This window comes from Herbiconiux solani NBRC 106740 (assembly GCF_001571005.1).
In the GTDB taxonomy this organism is placed as follows: Bacteria; Actinomycetota; Actinomycetes; order Actinomycetales; family Microbacteriaceae; genus Herbiconiux; species Herbiconiux solani.
The window spans coordinates 25,948-44,512 of the sequence record NZ_BCST01000010.1 but is presented as its reverse complement, the minus strand read 5'-3'; the positions used below and the strand labels follow the sequence as shown (position 1 = coordinate 44,512).

Annotated in this window: 15 protein-coding genes; 4 read left to right on the top strand and 11 right to left on the bottom strand. The window is 72.3% G+C overall.

The features are described 5' to 3' along the window. Positions 1-31: 31 nt before the first annotated feature. Both HSO01S_RS16510 and HSO01S_RS19345 read right to left on the bottom strand, forming a co-directional pair. Positions 32-1,075, bottom strand: coding sequence for an aldose 1-epimerase family protein (locus tag HSO01S_RS16510; protein WP_066043417.1), 1,044 nt, complete (start codon positions 1,073-1,075; stop codon positions 32-34). Beyond that, entirely contained in the window at positions 1,072-4,155 is a 3,084-nt protein-coding gene (locus HSO01S_RS19345) for a DUF5107 domain-containing protein (protein ID WP_157079126.1), read from the bottom strand. Before HSO01S_RS19345 ends, HSO01S_RS16510 begins: the two co-directional genes overlap by 4 nt. A 37-nt stretch (positions 4,156-4,192) precedes the next feature. On the opposite strand from HSO01S_RS19345, the gene HSO01S_RS16500 reads away from it, so the two are divergent. After that, complete coding sequence (locus tag HSO01S_RS16500) at positions 4,193-5,083, top strand: AraC family transcriptional regulator (RefSeq protein ID WP_066043415.1); 891 nt, start codon at positions 4,193-4,195, stop codon at positions 5,081-5,083. Between the two features lie 3 nt (positions 5,084-5,086). Here the strand turns inward: HSO01S_RS16500 and HSO01S_RS16495 are convergent, their stop codons facing one another. The 4 genes from HSO01S_RS16495 to HSO01S_RS19655 all read right to left on the bottom strand — a co-directional run bounded on the left by HSO01S_RS16495 (position 5,087) and on the right by HSO01S_RS19655 (position 9,255). Then, positions 5,087-6,178 (bottom strand): ABC transporter permease, encoded by a 1,092-nt coding sequence (locus tag HSO01S_RS16495; RefSeq protein ID WP_066043414.1) that lies wholly within the window; start codon positions 6,176-6,178, stop codon positions 5,087-5,089. After that, positions 6,175-7,692, bottom strand: a complete 1,518-nt coding sequence (locus HSO01S_RS16490) for a sugar ABC transporter ATP-binding protein (protein WP_066043413.1) — start codon at positions 7,690-7,692, stop codon at positions 6,175-6,177. The genes HSO01S_RS16495 and HSO01S_RS16490 overlap by 4 nt, the downstream gene beginning before the upstream one ends. Before the next feature lie 150 nt (positions 7,693-7,842). Then, complete coding sequence (locus HSO01S_RS16485) at positions 7,843-8,889, bottom strand: substrate-binding domain-containing protein (protein ID WP_066043412.1); 1,047 nt, start codon at positions 8,887-8,889, stop codon at positions 7,843-7,845. 243 nt (positions 8,890-9,132) lie between these two features. Beyond that, entirely contained in the window at positions 9,133-9,255 is a 123-nt protein-coding gene (locus HSO01S_RS19655) for a hypothetical protein (protein ID WP_281177835.1), read from the bottom strand. A 163-nt stretch (positions 9,256-9,418) separates the two neighbouring features. Between HSO01S_RS19655 and HSO01S_RS16480 the strand changes: the two genes are divergently transcribed. Beyond that, positions 9,419-11,062, top strand: a complete 1,644-nt coding sequence (locus HSO01S_RS16480; protein WP_218003829.1) for a phosphatase PAP2 family protein — start codon at positions 9,419-9,421, stop codon at positions 11,060-11,062. Positions 11,063-11,203: 141 nt separating this feature from the next. After that, on the top strand, positions 11,204-12,226 hold the full coding sequence (locus tag HSO01S_RS16475; protein ID WP_066043411.1) for a LacI family DNA-binding transcriptional regulator: 1,023 nt from the start codon (positions 11,204-11,206) through the stop codon (positions 12,224-12,226). 56 nt (positions 12,227-12,282) lie between these two features. Here the strand turns inward: HSO01S_RS16475 and HSO01S_RS16470 are convergent, their stop codons facing one another. The 4 genes from HSO01S_RS16470 to HSO01S_RS16455 form a co-directional block, all read right to left on the bottom strand. Beyond that, on the bottom strand, positions 12,283-13,401 hold the full coding sequence (locus HSO01S_RS16470) for a glycerate kinase (RefSeq protein ID WP_066043410.1): 1,119 nt from the start codon (positions 13,399-13,401) through the stop codon (positions 12,283-12,285). Positions 13,402-13,435: 34 nt separating this feature from the next. Beyond that, positions 13,436-14,335: a sugar phosphate isomerase/epimerase family protein gene (locus HSO01S_RS16465; protein WP_066043409.1), complete on the bottom strand. Its 900-nt coding sequence runs from the start codon at positions 14,333-14,335 to the stop codon at positions 13,436-13,438. Beyond that, positions 14,332-15,504, bottom strand: coding sequence for a DUF993 family protein (locus tag HSO01S_RS16460; protein ID WP_218003833.1), 1,173 nt, complete (start codon positions 15,502-15,504; stop codon positions 14,332-14,334). Before HSO01S_RS16460 ends, HSO01S_RS16465 begins: the two co-directional genes overlap by 4 nt. A 74-nt stretch (positions 15,505-15,578) precedes the next feature. Further along, on the bottom strand, positions 15,579-16,730 hold the full coding sequence (locus HSO01S_RS16455; RefSeq protein ID WP_066043408.1) for a Gfo/Idh/MocA family protein: 1,152 nt from the start codon (positions 16,728-16,730) through the stop codon (positions 15,579-15,581). A gap of 193 nt (positions 16,731-16,923) precedes the next feature. Here HSO01S_RS16455 and HSO01S_RS16450 point away from each other — a divergent pair, with 193 nt between their 5' ends. Continuing rightward, positions 16,924-17,688, top strand: coding sequence for a GntR family transcriptional regulator (locus HSO01S_RS16450; RefSeq protein ID WP_066043467.1), 765 nt, complete (start codon positions 16,924-16,926; stop codon positions 17,686-17,688). Here HSO01S_RS16450 and HSO01S_RS16445 read toward each other — a convergent pair. Then, positions 17,676-18,560: a carbohydrate ABC transporter permease gene (locus HSO01S_RS16445; RefSeq protein WP_084361772.1), complete on the bottom strand. Its 885-nt coding sequence runs from the start codon at positions 18,558-18,560 to the stop codon at positions 17,676-17,678. The genes HSO01S_RS16450 and HSO01S_RS16445 overlap by 13 nt on opposite strands. Positions 18,561-18,565: the final 5 nt, after the last annotated feature.

Sequence of the window (18,565 nt, the reverse complement as noted above, 5' to 3'; positions counted from 1 at the left end):
ACCGGGCCTGCACCGGCGTCTGGCCTGCCGCTCACACCGCGCGCAGCATCCACTCCAACCGCACCGAGCCGCCCGGCTCGAGCACGAGCAGGTCGACCCCCGAGTTGAACGCGTCCGGCGGGCAGGTCATCGGTTCGAGGGCGAGCGCGTGCCGACGGGTCTCGGCGGGTCCCGCATCCGCCGTGTAGAGCTGAACCCACGGGGCCTCCGACACCGGCCAGCGCGCCTCGACGCCGTGGCCGTCCGGGCCGGTGAGGCGGGCGGTGACGACTCCGTCGCGGTCGGGCGCGAGGGCCGTGAAGGCGTTGTTCAGTTCGGTCTCCTCGATCAGCCGGGGACGCCGGAAGTCGAAGGCGCCGTCGGCGCGCCCACCGCCAGGCCCGTCGTCGCGCCGGTTGTGCCCGTCGACCGGCACGACCCCGTCGGGCAGCAGGCGGTCGGCCGTCACCCGCAGCACCTCGGAGGCGGGCAGCTCGAGCACCCAGTCGTCCACCGCACCGGGCACGGGCTCCCCCGCCACCAGGTACGGATGCGCCCCCGCGCCGAACGGGGCGGGGGTCGCGCTCTCGTTGGTCGCCGTGATCCGCTGCGTGAAGCCCTCGGCCGAGACCGCGAACTCGACGTCGACCCGCACCCGCCAGGGGTAGCCGGGCTGGGGCTGGATGCGGGCCGACAGCACGAGCCGGTCGTCCTGTGCATCCACCGGTGCGAAGTCGAGCCAGGTCACGAGCCCGTGGGCCGCCGTGCGGAGCTCGGGTTCGGTGATCGGCAGCTGGTGCTCCTCGCCGCCGAACCGGTAGCGGCCGTCGGCGAGCCGGTTGGGCCAGGGGGCGAGCACGCCGCCCCGGAGCGCGGGCCGCAGCTCGTCGGCGTCGAAGGGCACGATCAGGTCGCGGGCCGGGCCGGCACCGGTGCCGCCGGCGCTGCCGGCATCCATCCGCAGCGCGCGAAGGCTCGCGCCCACGCTCGCGATCTCGGCCGTGTAGCCACCGGCACGGATGCTCCACCCGGCTCCCGAGACCGGCGTGCGATCCGTGCCTTCCGGGCGCCCCGAGCTGTCCGCCCCGTCGCTCACGCCTCCCCCTCCTCCCGGAAGAACAGGAGCAGCTCGGGCAGGCTCGTGGCGAAGTAGTCGGTCACGCCGTCCTCCCGCACCGCGGCCGGCGGCGTGTACCGCGGCCGCGCCTCACCGAGGGTGGCCGGCGGATCCGTGAGCGGCAGCCCGAGGGCCTCGTGCACCGCGTCCCAGGCCGCGATCGCCCGCCCCTCGCCGCCCTCCCAGGGGTGGAAGGAGCGGGTCGAGAGAATCGTGAGGGCCTTCGCCGCCGCACCCTCGGCGACCAGCAGCCCGACGTACTCGATCGTGAAGTCGTCGCGGGTGAGCACGAGGTCTTCGAGCGGCGCGAGCCGGTCGCAGCGCTCGCGCGGGGACCGGCCGAGCGCGCTCGCCAGCTGGTCCTGCTCGTAGAGCAGCCGCGCATCCCTCGGCGCCACCGCGACGGCCTGCTCGTAGCGCCGCCACGCGAGGTCGTCCTCGTGCGCGATCGTGTACGCGGCGAGCCCCGCGTTCCGGAAGAGCACCGGATGCGACAGCCCGAGCGCGATGGCCTCGTCCCAGTCAGCGAGCGCCTCGCGCCGGCGGCCGTGCGCGTAGAGCAGCATGCCGCGGAGGAACCGCGCCACCGCATCCTGCGGGTCGGCGGCGATCGAGGTCTCCAGCGCATCCAGGGCGTCGAGCCCGTAGGGGAAGGCCCAGGTGAGGTCGGCGCGCTGTGCGGCCGAGCGCTCGGCGGCCGCGCCCGCCGGATCGCCGAGGCGGTCGCGGAGCTCGGCGGCCGTGTAGTGCGCGATCGGGGCGAGGTTTCCGGCCGGGGTGGCGGGCGCGGCGGCGGCGAGGCCGATGACGTCCAGCGCCTGCTCGAAGGCTCCGGCGGCGCGCAGGTCGAGGCCGACGTCGAGCAGGATGCCGGCGTCGGCGACCTGGGCGTCTACGAGCTGAGCATCGGCGATGTCCGCAGACCGGCCGGCGAGCATCCTGAGCGTCGGGTTCAGCGGTTCGATCTCCAGGCCGGCGTCGAGCATCCGGTCGGCCTCACTGGCCCGGCCCGAGCGACGGAGCAGGATCGCGTGCAGTGCCGTGCGCCGGCTGTCGGCCCCGACCACGCCCTCGAGGGTCTCGAGCACGCGGAGCGCGGAGCGCGTGCGACCTCGCCGGCCGAGCGAGGCGGCGAGCTCGTAGCCGGCCGCCGCGGCCCAGGCGCCGTCCCAGCCGGCTTTGCCGAACTGCCGTTCGGCCTCCTCGTCGCGGCCCAGCCGGCGCAGGACGAGGCCGGCCAGGTAGAAGGCCTCGGCATCGGGCGGGTTGGCGTTACGGCGCGTGAGGCGGGTGAGGGCGAGCTCGACCCGGTCGAGCGCCTCGCGGTAACGGCCCTGCCGGTAGTCGTGGTCGGCCAGCGCGAGGTTGGTGCGCACGTCGCCCGGATCGCGGACGAGCGCCTCGCCCCAGTAGGCCAGGGGCGAGCGGGTCGGATGCCGGTACTGGCTGAGGTGCAGCCCGGTCAGGTAGAGCTCCTCGACCGAGTCGATGTCGGCGGGCGCCGGCGGCTCCTCGGCCACCCAGGGCTCATCCTCGGCCGCGTCGCTCGGCTCCCAGCGCACGAGCAGCCGGCCGTTCTCGTCGAGCAGCTCGGCGGCGGGGCGACCGCCCTCCGGCAGCGATCCGGCGAGCTGGGCCCCGTCGAGCTGGGCCCGGGCGGGAAGCGTCCCGGTGATCGTCTCCGGCCGTCCCGGCACCAGGTCGGCCGTCCGCGACGCCACGACGGTGTCGCCGTCGAGCAGCCGCAGCACGGCGCGAGGCCGGGGCGAGGTCACCGCGAAGGACGCCTCGAAGAAGCCGCCGGCACCCGCACCATCGGCAACACCGGCGGCAGCACCGGGTGCGGCGTCCCGCGACACGTGCACCGCGGCATCCGGAGTCGCTTGGTGGGCCGCCCCGATCGCGGGGATCGGGAACCAGTACTGGCTGAACACCTTGGTCTCCCCCGGCAGCAGCCAGGTGAAGTCGGGCTGGTTGTCGGTGTAGACGCCGGCCATCAGCTCGATGTAGGGCCCGTCGCCGTCGGTCAACTGGTCGTCCCAGGCGTGGCCGAACGGCGAGTCGCCCCAGGTCCACTGCTTCTTGCCCGGCGAGAGCCGTCGCTCGGCCCAGTGCACGAAGCCGGCACCTGCGGCATGGTCGTAGCCGCCGAAGAAGTCCTGCTGCGAGTCGACGACCATGTACGAGGTCGGCACCGGGATGTTGCGGTAGAAGTCGATCCTGTCGGCCGGCGGATCGGCCTCGGGTGCCGCCTCGGCGAGCGCCGGGTAGTCGACGCCGTAGTAGGGCCGGTCGGCTGCCGGGAAGGCCGTGATCGCGCGCCGGGCGTGGTCGGCCACGTAGCGCACGTCCTCCGGGAAGAAGGACTGGTAGTCGTCGTGCACGAGGGCCGCCACGTTCGCCCACCAGAGGAAGCTCTGCCGTTCCGAGGTGCGGTTGTGCAGCCGCACGACCAGCTCGATCACGCTGCTGTCCGGCCGCAGCCGGATGCCGTGCTGGGCCGCCATCCGCGCGAACGGGTCGTGATCGGCGCACCACACCGTCACCGAGCCGTCGTCGCCCTGCTCGATCGACGTCGACACCGGCAGGTAGGTGGCCGGGCGGTGGTGCTGCGGCCAGTTGAACTCGACGCCGCCGCTGATCCAGGGCCCCGCGAGCCCGACCAGGGCCGGCTTGATCACGTTGTTGCGGTAGAAGAAGTCGTACGAGGTGGTCTTGTCGTAGCCGATGTGGATGCGCCCGCCGAGCTCGGGCAGGATCACCAGTCGCAGATAGGCGTTCTCGAGGTGGATGGCCTCCCAGTCGCGCATCCGCCCCTCGTCCGAGACGTGGTCGACGAACGGGATCGGGTAGACCTTGCCGCTGGAGCCCTGGTAGACCCGGTGGTCGAGGTACATCGGGTAGGCGCTCGGGGCGCCGGCGTCGTAGGTGCGGATGCGGAGGGGCTCGCTCCAGGCGACGGGCCGGCCGGCCTCGAGGTCGGCTCGCAACGCCTCGGGAGCCTCGGGCAGCACGATCTTCTCGTCGTCCTGCACGGCGGTCATCGGTTCAGCGGACATTTCGGCCCCGTTCGGTAGGGTGTGACTGAGGGAGAGCATGTACGAAACGACGACGGAGTCCACCCCGCACTATCGGAAGGACGGGTTCCCGAACCAGCGCCTGTGCGTGGTTCCGCGCCCGCAGGTCGAGGCCGCGGCCCAGCGGCCGGGCACCCGTCAGCTGCTCGTGACCGACGCCGGCTACTTCCCGGCGGCCGAGCACCACCGCCGCCTGCGGGCCAAAGGCGCCGCCGAGACGATCGTGATCCTGTGCGTGTCGGGGAGCGGGACCGTGACCGTCGACGGTCAGGTGCATCCGGTCACCGCGTCCTCGTGCGCGGTCATCCCGCCGGGCACTGCGCACGACTACGCCGCCGACGACGACGACCCATGGACGATCTGGTGGCTGCACGTCCGCGGCGCCGATGTCGGCGAGCTGATCGGCTCGGTGCTCGGCGACCAGCATCCGGTGACCCGGCTCCGCTCGATCGACCGCGTCGCCGCGCTCTTCGACGAGCTCGTCACCGCGCTGGAGGGACGGATCTCGCCGATCCACCTGCTGGCGGCATCCGGCATCGCCTGGCACCTGCTCAGCCGGCTGGCGGCCGACAGCATCCTGCCCGCCTCCGGTTCGTCGCTCGAGCGCGCCATGCGCTACCTCGAGGCCCGCGTCGAGGGCAACATCAAGGTCACCGAGCTCGCCGCCATCGTGGGGATGTCCCCGTCTCATCTGAGTGCTCTCTTCCGCAATGCCACGGGCGGAGGGCCCGCGGCCTTCCACACGTCGCTCAAGATGGGCCGCGCCCGCACCCTGCTGGACACCACGTCGCTGCCGATCAGCGATGTGGCGACCGCGGTGGGGTACGCGGATCCGCTCTACTTCTCCCGCCAGTTCCGCCGTCTGCACGGCGTGAACCCCTCGGCCTACCGCTCGCAGCACAAGGGCTGACCGCTAGCCGGGGATGCCGATGCGGCGCTCGCCCGACCGCAGCTGCTGGATGACGACCGCGACCACGAGCAGCGTGCCCTGGGCGACGTTCTGCCAGAAGGTGTTCACCCCGATCAGGGTCATGCCGTTGGTCAGCACGCCGAGCAGGATCACCGCGAGGATGGTTCCGGCGATCGCGCCCTTGCCGCCCTTGAGGGCCGCGCCGCCCAGGGCCGCGGCCGTGATGGCCTGCAGCTCGAGGCCCTCGGAGCCCGAGATCGGCTGGCCGGATCCCGTGCGGGCGGTGATCAGCACACCGGCGATCGCGGCGACCGCGCCCGTGACCATGTAGACGCCGATGATGTAGCGGTTGATGTTGATGCCACCCAGGCGCGAGGCGATGTTGTTGCCGCCGACCGCGTAGATGTTGCGGCCGATGGTCGTGTAGCGCAGCACCACGTGGGCGAGCACCGCCACCACGATCAGCACCCAGATCAGGGTCGGGATGCCGAGCAGGGTTCCGCGGGCGAGGAAGACGAAGAACGGGTCGGCACCGGTGTAGCCCTGGGCGCGGCCGTCGGAGATCAGCTGAGCGATGCCCTTGAAGGCGGCGAGCGTGGCGAGCGTCGCGATCACCGGGTTGACCCGGCCGAAGACGATGATGCAGCCGTTCACGAGCCCACAGGCCACGCCGATCGCGACCGCGCCGAGCACGCCGAGGGCGGCCGAGGAGGTGGCGGTGAAGATCATCGCCGAGGCCACCGAGGTGAGTCCGGCGATCGAGCCGACCGAGATGTCGAGCGCGCCGAGGATGATCACGATCGTCTGCACCACGGCCAGCAGCCCGACGATCGCGATCGCCGTGCCGATCACCTTGAGGTTCGGCACGGTGAAGAACAGCGGGTTCTGGATGCCGATGATCGCGACCACGAGGGCGATCGCGATGATGAGCGAGATGTTCTGCACGCCGATCGCGGAGACGACCCGCTTGAACGGCGACACGCGGTCGTGCTCCTGCTCGCCCTGGGGCGGGGTCGCCGAGGATGCGGCCGGCGAGGTGCTCGCGGCGGTTCCGGTCGTGGTCACGGGGATGTCCTTTCGGGTGGTGGAGCTCATGCGAGGACCTCGTCGTCCATCGCGAGGGCCAGGATTCGTTCTTCTGTGGCATCCGCCCGCGGCAGTTCGCCCGCGATGCGGCCGCCCGCCATGACGTAGATGCGGTCCGAGACGCCGAGCACCTCGGGCAGTTCGCTGGAGACGACGACGACCGCCACGCCCTGGTGGGCGAGTTCGTCGATGATCGCGTAGATCTCCGACTTGGCTCCGACGTCGATGCCGCGGGTGGGCTCGTCCAGCAGGAGGAGTTTCGGTTTGGTCGCGAGCCAGCGGGCCAGCACGACCTTCTGCTGGTTGCCGCCGGAGAGGTTGCCGACGAGCTGTTCGGTCGACGGGGTGCGGATGCGCAAGCGCGTGACATATTCCTGCGCGAGCGCCCGCTCGGCCCGGTTGTCGACGAAGATCCAGCGCGAGACCGACTTCAGCACGACGAGCGCGGCGTTGTCGCGCACCGAGCGCTGGAGGAGGAGGGCCTCGGCCTTCCGCTCCTCGGGCGCGAAGCCGATGCCGGCGCGGATGCTGTCGGCCGGTTGACGGATGCGGCGGGCCTGCCCCGAGATCACGATCTCGCCCGAGGTGACCGTGTAGTCGCCCGCGATGGTCTTCATCAGCTCGCTGCGGCCGGCGCCCACGAGACCCGCGATGCCGACCACCTCGCCGGCACGCACCGTGAGGTCGATGCCGTCGACGAACTGGTTGCCGACCCCGCGGAGCTCGAGCACGGTGTCGCCGAGCGGAGCCGGGTCGCGGTGGAAGAACTGGCTCAGGTCGCGGCCCACCATCATCCGCACCAGCTCTTCGTGGCTGGTCTCGTCGACCCGCTTCGTGCCGACGAAGGCGCCGTCCCTGAGCACGGTGATGCGGTCGGCGAGCCGGAAGATCTCGGCCATCCGGTGCGAGACGTAGGCGATGGCGATGCCCTCGGTCTGCAGCTGGCGGATGAGGGCGAACAGCAGGCCCACCTCGTCGTCGCCGAGCGAGGAGGTCGGCTCGTCGAAGCAGATGATCCGGGGCCGGCTGACGACCGCGCGCATGATCTCGACGATCTGGCGCTGGGCCGGGGAGAGCGAGGAGCCGAGCGCCTCGGCGCGGATCACGCGGTCGAAGCCCCAGCGCTTCAGCTCCTCCCGGGTGCGGCGGAGGAGGGCCCGGCGGTTGAAGCCGACGGTGCCGAGGTTGCCGACGAAGATGTTCTCGGCCACCGAGACGGCCGCGATGATCTCCGGCTCCTGGGCGATGACCCGGAGGCCCGCGGCACGGGCGTCGGCCGGGTCGGTGAAGACCACGGGCCGGCCGTCGATGATCAGCTCGCCGTCGTCGGGACGGTAGTCGCCGTTGAGGATCTTGAGGAGGGTGGACTTGCCGGCGCCGTTCTCGCCCATCAGCGCGGTCACCTCGCCGGCGCGCAGCTCGAGCTCGACGCCCTTGAGGGCGCGGACGGGGCCGAAGTTCTTGGTGATGCCGGTGGCGCGGAGCGCGATCGGATCGGTGGGGTGCTGAGGGTCCTGCGACATTGCCTGTCCTCGTCGTGATCGGGGTCGAGAGGGTGATCGTGGTCGTGATCGGGTGATCGCGGTCGTGATCGGGTGATCGGCGCAAGGCCGATCGGGGCGTGGGAGCGGGGGCGGCTGTTCTCGGGGAACGGCCGCCCCCGCCCTCAGTGCCTAGGTGCAGACGACGCCTTCGGACTCCCAGTTGGACGAATCCACGATCTCGGTATTCGCGATCGACTGGGGCGGAAGGGCGGTGCCGTTACGCAGCAGGTCGATCATCGAGCCGACCGCGGCCTTGCCGACCTCGATGCCCGAGATGAACAGGGCGGCCTTGTTGCCCGTGTCCTGGCCGGCCTTCCAGTCCTTGCAGGTCAGGTACGCGCCGAGGCCCACACCCACGATGTCGGAGGCGGAGACGCCGGAGTTCTGCAGCGCCGTGACGACGCCGGTCTCGTTCTCGTCGTTGCAGCCCCAGACGACCCAGTGCTTGACGCCCGCGTTCGCCGTGATGATGGCGCCCGCCTTGTCCTGCGCATCCGTCGCCGAGTTGTCGGTGCCCACGTTGATGATCTCGGGGCCGCCGGGGACGGCCTGGGTGAAGGCGCTCTTCGCGCCGTCGACCCGCTGCTGGCAGACCGAGAGGTCCTCCTTGTAGGCGGAGAGGATGCGGGTGTCGGCGGGGCTCCAGCCGGCGGCCTGGTAGAGGCGGGCCGCTTCGGCGCCGACCTTCTCGCCCATGGAGGTTCCGTCGAATCCGGAGAACGGCGCGGCCTGGCCGGTGCTGTCCTGGATCGTGTCGTCGGCGGCCATGATCGGGATGCCGGCGTCGTTGGCGAGCTGGATCACCTGCGGGCCGATCTGCTGGTCGGGCACGACGATGATGATGCCGTCGACCTGCTGCGCGATCGCGGCCTCGACCTCGGAGATCGCCTTGTTCGAGTCGGTGCCCAGGTCGACGACGTTGATGGTGACGTCGCCGGCGGCCTCGGCCGCCTCCTTGGCTCCGTCGGCCTCGTCGATGAAGTACTGCTGGTCGCCCTGCTTCTGCAGGAGGGCGATGGTGAGCGCTCCGTCCTTGGGGCCGGCCGGGGCGCCGGAGGCGGCGCCTCCCCCGGTCTCCATGCCCGAGGTGCAGGCGCTGAGCGCCAGGAGAGCGACGGCCGCGACACCCGCCGCGGCGGCCCGCTTCCACGGGCTGCGTGCTGTGTTGATCTTCATCCGCGTTCCTATCTTCATTGATTGCCGGCGGGGGTGCCGGAGGGGATGCCCGCTCGCCGATGGACGTGAGCGCTCCCCCCAAGCTACGGTGCCGCGCGGAACCCGCGGAGGACTATCGAACTGAGGATGTGGACGATTCTCTGATCAGGTCGGCCGTCGGGCCGGACCACCCGGAGAGGGCTGCGAGCTGCCTGCAAGGTGACTACGAGGTGCCTGCGCGGTGACCGCGCGGCGCGGAGCGGCTCAGCGCTGGCCGCGGAACAGGCGCAGGATGACGATCGCCGACACCCAGACGATCCCCACCGAGGCGAGCCCGAGCAGACCCAGGTAGAGCAGCTCGAGGGCGAAGTACGGGTGATCGGTCATGGGTCCACTCCTCTGTGAATCGTTGCGGCCGATGCTAGTCCGGCCGGGCCGGCACGGCACCGGGGGTGCGGGATCCGGATGCGGCGGGATAATGAGACGGAGCCGGCACCGACGCCGGGTACCCCTCACGACGACCCGATCGAACCGTCTTGCGAGGTCTGCAGTGCAGTCGAAAGTGCAGTCGAACACCCGCCGGCTCCGGCGCATCACCCTGGTCGCGGTCGTCGCGGCCACCGTCACGGCCCTGTCCGTCCCCACCGCCGCCTCCGCGGCCGCTCCCTACCCGAGCGACTCGACGCCACCCGATCTCGTGCCGCTGCTCAGCGGGTTCAGCGACTTCTGGCAGTCCGACGGCCTGAAGGACCTTCACGGCACCGTGGTCGACCCGGCCGTGCTGGCCCGGAACGACGAGCTCGTCACCTGGATCAACAACAACGCCACCCCGGAGCAGCAGTTCAAGGCACTGCAGGACTCGGAGTACCAGCAGGACGGCCTGACCTACGACCAGTCCGTGACGATCGCCACCGGCCTCGGCTCGGTGCTCGGGCCCCTTTACTCCGAGGGCCGCCAGAACGGCTCCCTGCCGCTGATGGATGCGCTGATCAACAGCGAGGACGGTACGAGCGGCGCCTACGTCAGCCCCGATCCGGCCAAACAGGCCTACAGCTATCCCCGGCCCTACATCTCCAGTGACGCGGACGCCGCGCCGATCCCGGGCGACGACCCCGAGTGCGACCCGGCCGTGACCAACGCCTCCCCGCTGCAGGCCAACCGGATCGGCAAGCCGTACGCCGATGCCGTGGGCACGCTCGAGATCGTCCGGATCCCGGATGTCGTGGACACCACACACGCCTACTCCCCGAACGACGTCGCGCTGAGCGGCGGGTACGCCGATGCCGGTATCTGCACGGCCGGCGCCTTCCCGAGCGGCCACACCACAACGGCCTACCAGGCCGGGATCACGCTGGCGACCCTGCTGCCGGAGCTCGCGCCGGAGATCTTGTCCCGCGCATCGGAGAACGGCAACAACCGGCTGGTGATCGGCGTGCACTCGCCGCTCGACATCGTCGGAGGGCGGATCAACGGCGAGGCGGCCCTCGCCGCCCGGTGGTCGGACGCGCAGTACCGCACCGAGGTGCTCGAGCCCGCCCGCAGCGAGCTGACCGGCTACCTCGAGCAGCAGTGCGGGGCGACCCTGGTCGTCTGCATCGCCGCGGGCACGCCCTACCAGGCCGACCCTTACGGCGGAGCGGCCATGCCGGGCGGAACCGCGCAGGTCGTGACCGACCGGGCCTCAGCGGTCGCGGTCTACGACGAGCGGTTGACCTACGCGTTCCCGCAGGTGGGCACCCCGGGCCTCGCGCCCGCGGTACCGGCCGGGGCGGAGAACCTGCTGCTGACCACCTTCCCCACCCTCACCGACGCCCAGCGCACCGCGGTGCTCGCCCAGACCCAGATCGACTCCGGCTACCCGCTGGACCGCTCGGCCTCGGGCGAGGGCTCGTGGCAGCGGCTCGACCTGGCCGCGGCGATGAGCGCGACCGTGCAGCTCGGCGCCGACGGCTCGGCGACCGTGCTGGCAGTGGGCGGCGACGCCACCGTGCTCGCGGCACCGGCGCCCGCTCCGACTCCTGCGCCTGCTCCCGCGCCGGCTCCGGCCCCGGTGCCGGCGGCCGCGCCCGCACTGGCGGCGACGGGCGCTTCGCCCGGCGACGTCGCCCCGTGGGGTCTCGGCACGCTGATCTCGGGCGGAGTGCTGCTGCTGGCGGCCGGCCGGGCCGGGGCACGCCGTCGCGCGATCCGCTGAGTCACGGGTGCCCCCGCCCCGCCCCGGTACGGACGGGTGGGGCGGGGGCACCTCACGGCCCAGCCCCGGTCTCTCGGCGACCCGCCCGGGAGCGGGGCATGGGCTAGCCTGGCTGCGGTGGTCGAGGAGCGGAGGTGGCCGGTGAAGACGCCCTCCCGGGTCACTCTGAGCGACGTCGCCGCCGCGGCCGGGGTCTCGCTCGCCACCGCCTCTCGCGCCCTCAACGGCAGCGAGCGCACGGTCACTCCCGAGCTCGTCACCCAGGTGCGCGCCGCCGCCGACCGGCTGGGCTACGTCGTGGATGCGCGGGCCCAGGAGATGGCGAGAGGCCTCAGCGCCGGCGTCGGCCTCGTGCTCGGCGACATCGCCGACCCGTACTTCGCCGGCATCGCCTCGGGCGTGATCGCCGCGGCCGCCGAGCGGGGCCTGGTCGTGACCATGTCGGCCATCTCAGCCAGCGGCCGGAGCGAACGGGAGATCGTCGGCCTGCTGCGCTCCCAGCGCCCACGCGCCATCGTGCTGGCCAACAGCCGTCCTCGGGAAGGGCTCGACGACGACGGGGTCGCCGCCGACCTCGCCGCCTACCGCTCGGCCGGAGGGGGCACCGCGATCGTCGCCGACGTCGAGGGCCGCCCATCCGGAACCGTCGCGGTCGACAACGCCGCCAGCGCTCGGGCACTCGCGGTCGCACTGGCCGGGATCGGCTACTCCTCGTTCGCCGTGCTCGGCGGGGCACCCGACCTCGACACCCCGCACCGCCGGGCGACCGGATTCCTCGCCGGGCTCGCCGACGCCGGGGTGGCTCCGCCCGAAGGCGGCGTGCGGTACGGGGAGTTCACGCGCGACGGCGGATACGCGGCCATGGCCGAGCTGCTGGATGCGGGCGCCCGCCCCGAGTGCGTCTTCGCGGTCACCGACATGATGGCGGTCGGCGCGATGGCGGCCATCCGGTCGCGGGGCCTCCGGCCCGGCGCCGACATCGGGGTCGCGGGCTTCGACGACATCACGATGCTGCAGGACGTGAGTCCGTCGCTCAGCACCGTGCGGCTGCCGCTGCACCTCCTCGGCCGGGTGGCGCTCGAGACCGCGCTCACCGAGGCGGATGCGCCGGGCGGCTCGGTCGCAGCCGAGGTCATCCTGCGCGACAGCACGCCGCCGCGCTGACCCGCTGACCCCTGACTGGTGACCGTTAACCCGCTAACCCCGGCGCCAGGGCCCGCTCAGCCCGCGCCGAACCGGTCGGCCAGGCGCTCCCCCGCCGTGGTGAGCCAGCGGGCGGGCTCGCGGAGCGCCGCCTCGGACGAGCCGGCGGCGTCGGTGAGCGAGACCTGGTCGACGAAGGCACCCGACCCCGAGGCGCCGGCGATCTGGCCGGCCACGAGCGCACAGGGCACGCCGAGCCCGGCGGCGAGCGCCCGCAGCGAGCCGGTCGCCTTGCCGCCCTCCGACTGGGCGTCGTACCGCCCCTCCCCGGTGATCACGAGCGAGACGCCCGAGACCGCCGCAGGCAGGCCGATCACCTCCCCCACGTGCCGGGCCCCCGAGACGAGCGACGCGCCCCAGGCCAGCAGCCCGAACCCGGCCCCGCCGGCCGCCCCGGCCCCGGGAGTCGCCGGATCCACCGGCAGCACGTCCCCGAGCATCCGGGCGTAGCGGGCGAGATTCGCCTCGGCGGCGGTGGCGACCGAGGCCGTGACCCCCTTCTGCTCGCCGAACACGGCGATCGCCCCCTCGGGCCCGAGCAGCGGGTTCGTCACGTCCGAGAGCACGATCACCTCGGTGCCGGCCGGCGGGCGCCGGAGCCCGGAGACGTCGATCCGGTCGAGCGCATCGAGACCACGGTTGCCCGGCGCGATCGGCTCGCCGCCCGCGTCGAGCAGGCGGGCGCCGAGCGCAGTCAGGATGCCCTGCCCGCCATCCGAGGACCCGCTGCCCCCGAGCGTCAGCAGCAGCACCCGGCACCCGTGGTCGAGCGCATCGGCGACGGCCTCGCCGAAGCCGGTGCTCTGCGCGTCGAGCGGGAGCGGCCGGTCGAGCAGGGTGATCCCGCTGGTCGCGGCGAACTCCACGACGGCGATCGACCCCTCCGGCGAGGGGATCTCGAGCCAGCTCGCGGCGACCGTGCGGCCGTCGGGCCCCGTGACGTCGAGGGCGTGCAGCACCGAACCGGGACGGGCCGCGCGGATCGCGTCGAGCGTGCCCTCTCCTCCGTCGGCCAGCGGCAGCTCGACCACCTCGTCGGCGGGCCGCCGCGTGCGCCAGCCGGCCGCGATCGCCGCCGCGGCATCCGCTGCGCTGATCGAGCCCTTGAAGGAGTCGGGCGCGACGAGCACCCTCATGCCTGCGGCCCCCGCGCCGTGCCCGGGAGCCGGCTCAGAGCCACGGCTCGACGAGCTCGGCGTAGCGCCGCGCCATCGTGGCCACGACCTCGGCGCCCGGCGCCGCCCACACCTCGGCGTTGAAGATCTCGACCTCGACGTCGCCGTCGTACCCCGCGGCCGCCACCGCGCGGGTGAACGCCGGGAAGTCGATGTGGCCGTCGCCCATCATGCCCCGCGAGAGCAGGGTGTCGGCCGGAAGCGGCGTGATCCAGTCGCAGACCTGGTAGCTGAGGATGCGCCCGGCCGCGCCGGCGCGCGCGATCTGCGCCTCGATCCCCGGTTCCCACCAGAGGTGGAAGGTGTCGACGATCACGCCGACCTCCTCGGGAGCGAACTGCAGGGCGATGTCGAGCGCCTGGCCCAGGGTCGAGACCACGCCGCGGTCGGCCGCGAAGATCGGGTTCATCGGCTCGATACCGAGCACGACCCCCGCGGCCGCCGCCTCGGGCGCCAGCGCGGCGATCGCCTCGACGGCACGCGAGCGCGCACCCTCCAGGTCCTTCGAGCCCTCGGGCAGACCGCCGGGCACGAGCACGAGGGTCGGCGCCCCGAGCGTCGCCGCCTCCTCGATCGCCCGCAGGTTCTCGTCGTGGGCGAGGCGGCGGGCGGCCGGGTCGATCACGGTGAAGAAGCCGCCCCGGCAGATCGTCGAGACCCGCAGCCCCGAGTCGGCGATCCACTCGGCCGCCGTGGCGAGCCCCACCTCGGCGAGGGGCTCGCGCCAGACGCCGAGCGCCGGCAGCCCGGCCGCGACGGCGCCGTCGATTGCCTCGCGCAGCGACCACTCCGCTGTCGTGCGCTGGTTCAGCGAGAGGCGCGCGAGCCTCGGGTCGCCCTTCTCCGGTGTCGGGATGCTCGCGGTCAGGCCGCTCGGCACGTCCCGCTCGGTCATCGCCCGGCTCCCAGCGTGCGGGCGAGGAGGTCGAGCCGGTCGGCGGCGAGCTCGGGATCCGGCAGCAGCCGGGCCTCGTTCAGCAGCTCGAACACGCGCGCCAGGTGCGGCAGGCTGCGCGCCGACTGCAGGCCGCCGACCATCTGGAAGCCCTCCTGCCGGCCCGTGAGCCAGGCCGTGAAGGCGACGCCGACCTTGTAGTGGAACGTCGGCGCCTCGAAGATGTGCCGCGAGAGCGCCAGCGTCGGCGCCATCTCGGCGTCGTACCGGGCGAGATCCCCGTCGTCCAGGGCCGACAGGGCCGCCGAGGCCGCGGGCGCGATGGCCGCGAAGGCGCCGAGCAGGGCGTCCGAGTGGCCCTGGTCGTCGCCGCGGATGAGCTCGGGGTAGTTGAAGTCGTCCCCGGTGTAGAGCCGCACGCCCTCGGGCAGCAGGCGCCGGAGGCCGATCTCGTGGTCGGCCGAGAGCAGCGAGACCTTGACCCCGTCGACCTTGGCCGCGTGGCTCCGCACGAGCTGGAGGAACGTCTCGGTCGCGGCCCCGATGTCGGACGAGCCCCAGTACCCCGCGAGGTTCGGGTCGAAGGCCTCGCCGAGCCAGTGCAGCACCACCGGCTCGGAGACCTGGCCGAGGATGCGGTCGTAGACGGCGAGGTAGTCGTCGGGCCCGGCCGCGGCGCGGGCGAGGTGGCGACTGGCCATCACGATGACCTGCGAACCGGTGCCCTCGACGAACGCGACCTGCTCGAGGTAGGCCTCGAGCACCGCGTCGAGCGAGGCCGTGGTGCCCGCGGCGGCGGCCTGCGCCACGTCGGCCAGCTGGTCGGTGCCGGCGCCCGAGGCGATGCGCGCCCCGGCGGCGGCCGCCTGTGCGGCACTCCGTGCGACGAGCTCCTGGATGGCCGGCCAGTCCAGCCCCATGTTGCGCTGGGCCGTGTCCATCGCCTCGGCGACCCCGAAGCCGTAGCGGAAGAGGTGCTCGCGGAACCCCAGCGTCGCATCCCAGTCGATCACCGCGGGGGCGCCAGGCACGTTCTCGCCGCGCGGGTCGGCGACCACGTGCGCCGCGGCGAACGCCACGCGCGAGCGGTAGGGCTCGGGATGCTCCGCCCACTCCCGGGGCTCGTTCAGCTCGATCTCGCGCCGTCCGTCGCGGGTCGGGATCACCACCCGGCCCCCGGTCGTCACCGCTCCGGCCGTCACCGCACCCGTCGCCACTGCACCGGCCGTCACCGCTCCGCCCGTCACGCCCGCACCTGCTCGATCTCGATCCGCCGGCCCTCGGCCGAGGACTGCAGGGCGGCATCCACCAGCTGGAGGCCCCGCACGCCGGCCGCGAGGTCGTAGGCGTGCGGACGACCGGCCACGACGTCGGCGAGGAACTGCTCCCACTGGGCGCGGAACCCGTTCGAGAACTCCTGGTTGTCGGGGATCTGCGTCCACTGCGACCCGAAGTCCTGATCGGTCGGCAGGTCGGGGTTCCAGACCGGCTTGGGGGTGTTGACGCGCGGCTGCACCTTGCAGCCGAACAGGCCGGCGACCGCCGAGCCGAGCGTGCCGTCGACCTGGAACTCGACGAGCTCGCCGCGGTCGACCCGCACCGCCCAGCTCGAGTTGATCTGGGCGATGATGTCGCCGGCGAGCTCGAAGGTGCCGTAGGCGGCGTCGTCGGCGGTGGCCTCGTAGCGGTTGCCCTGCTCGTCCCAGCGCTCGTGGATGTGGGTGACCGCCTTGCTGCTGACGGCCTCGACGCGGCCGAACAGGTTCTCGAGCACGTAGTTCCAGTGGCAGTACATGTCGAGGGTCATGCCCCCGCCGTCCTCGGCGCGGTAGTTCCAGCTGGGGCGCTGGGCCGGGAGGTAGTCGCCCTCGAAGACCCAGTAGCCGAACTCGCCCCGCACGCTCAGGATGCGGCCGAAGAAGCCGGAGTCGATCAGGCGCTTGAGCTTCTGCAGGCCGGGCAGGTAGAGCTTGTCGTGCACCACCCCGTTGATGATCCCGGCCTCTTCGGCGGCGGCCACCAGCTCGAGACCGTCGGCGACCGTGTTGGCGATCGGCTTCTCGGTGTAGATGTGCTTGCCGGCGGCGATGGCCTGAAGGATCGCATCCTTGCGGGCGCTCGTCACCTGGGCGTCGAAGTAGATGGTGGCCGTCTCGTCCCGGAGCGCGGCGGCGAGGTCGGTCGTGTACTCGGCGACGCCGTGCAAGGCAGCGAGCTCGGCGAGCTTCTCGGCGTTCCGCCCCACGAGGATGGGCTCGACCTGGATTCGGTCGCCGTTCGGGAGCAGCACTCCCCCGTCGTCGCGGATCGCGAGGATCGACCTCACGAGGTGCTGCCGGTAGCCCATGCGCCCGGTGACGCCGTTCATGATGATGCGGAGCGTCTGCGTCGACATGCTCTCTCCAGTCTGGGAAGTAAGGGGTTGGAAGGAGGGATGGAACGGAATGCGAGAGATCCAAGTCACCGCGGAAAGCGCTTTCCCGCTCGCGAGACGAGCATACGACGAACCCCGCCAGAAAGTCCACACCCCGTCAATGTGTCTGGTGGTATCGCCGGTGGTATACCCTTGGCTCGAGATTGGGGTGCTGATGATCGACAGTTCCAAAGCCGAGCCGCTCTGGGCGCAGACCGCCGATTATGTGCGCGAGCACATCGCGACCGGCGACTACCTCGAAGGAATGCGCCTGCCCCCGGAGCGCGAGCTCTGCCTCACCCTCAACGTCAGCCGCGTCACGCTGCGGAAGGCCCTGATGTCGCTGGTCGAGGAGGGCGTGCTCAGCGCCTCGCACGGCCGCGGCTGGTACGTCGCGACCGGTGCCCAGGCCGAGCCGGCCGCCGGCGACTGGCCGAACTCCCTCGAGTCCTTCACCGAGACGGCGGCCCGGATGGGGCTGGTCTCGGACTCCATCGTGATCGATCAGCGGATCTCGCCCGCAAGCCTCGACGAGGCCGAGGAGCTCGCCGTCGCACCGGGCACCCCGCTCCTCCGCCTCGGCCGCGTGCGCCGCCTCGACGGCGTGCCGATCGCGATCGACCACACCCGGCTCCCCGCCGCCCTGATCCCGGGCGGCGATCACATCGACTTCACGACCGCCTCGCTCTACGCCGTGCTCGACGAGTGCGGCACCGACATCACCCGCTCCGAGGCGACGATCGAGGCGCGGGATGCCGACGAGGTGATCGCCGGCCACCTCGGCATCGACGCCGGCCGGCCGATCCTCGTCATGAGGCAGCTCTCCGTCGACGCGCGCGACCGGCCGGTGCTCATCTCGACGATCGAGTACAGCGGCGACCGCTACCGGCTCCGCACGGTGTTCACCCGCTCGAAGCCGGCGCGGCGCTACTTGCCGTAGCCCTGGCTGAGGCCCTGGATGAAGTTCCGCGAGAACACGGTGAACAGGATGATCAGCGGCAGCGCCCCGAGGGTGAGGGCCGCCAGCAGCGCCGGGTAGTCGCTCTGGAACTGCCCGACGAACTGCTGCACCCCGAGCGTCACCGTCTGGTTCTCCTTGCTGGGCGCGAGGATCAGCGGGAACCAGAGGTCGTTCCAGATCGGCAGCATCGTCACCGAGGCGACGGCCGCGAGACCCGGCCGCACGAGCGGCAGCACGATCGAGAGGGTGCGGAGCTCGCCGGCGCCGTCGATCTTCGCCGCCTCCTTCAGCTCGGTCGGCACGCGCCGGAAGTAGGTGGCCATCAGCGCGATCGCGAGCGGCAGGCTCATCGCCGTGTAGACCAGGATCAGCGCGGTCAGCGTGTCGACGAGGTGCCAGGCGACCATGGTCTGGAGGATCGGCACGGTGCCCAGCCGGATCGGCAGCATGATCCCGATGATGAAGAAGCCGGCCAGCACCGGGGCGAGCTTCACCTTGTACTCGGTGATCGCGAACGCCGCGAAGGTGCTGAGCACGAGCGTGAGGCCGGTGGAGACGACGGTGACGACGATGCTGTTGCCGTAGTTGAGCGCGAAGTTGCCGCGCTTGAACACGTTCGCCCAGCCGTCGAGGTTGAAGGTCTCGGCCGTCGGCAGCGCGAACGGCCCGTTGAAGATGCCGGGCGTGGTCTTGAACGAGTTCATCACCACGACGAGGATCGGGGCGATCGCGATCACGACGAACACGATCAGGAGCACGTGCACCACGAGGGCGCCGGGATCCCGCCGGGAGGGCTTGGTGAGGCCGAGGCCTTCGGCCCTGGCCTTGCGGGCGGTGGTGGCAGAGGTCATGAGCG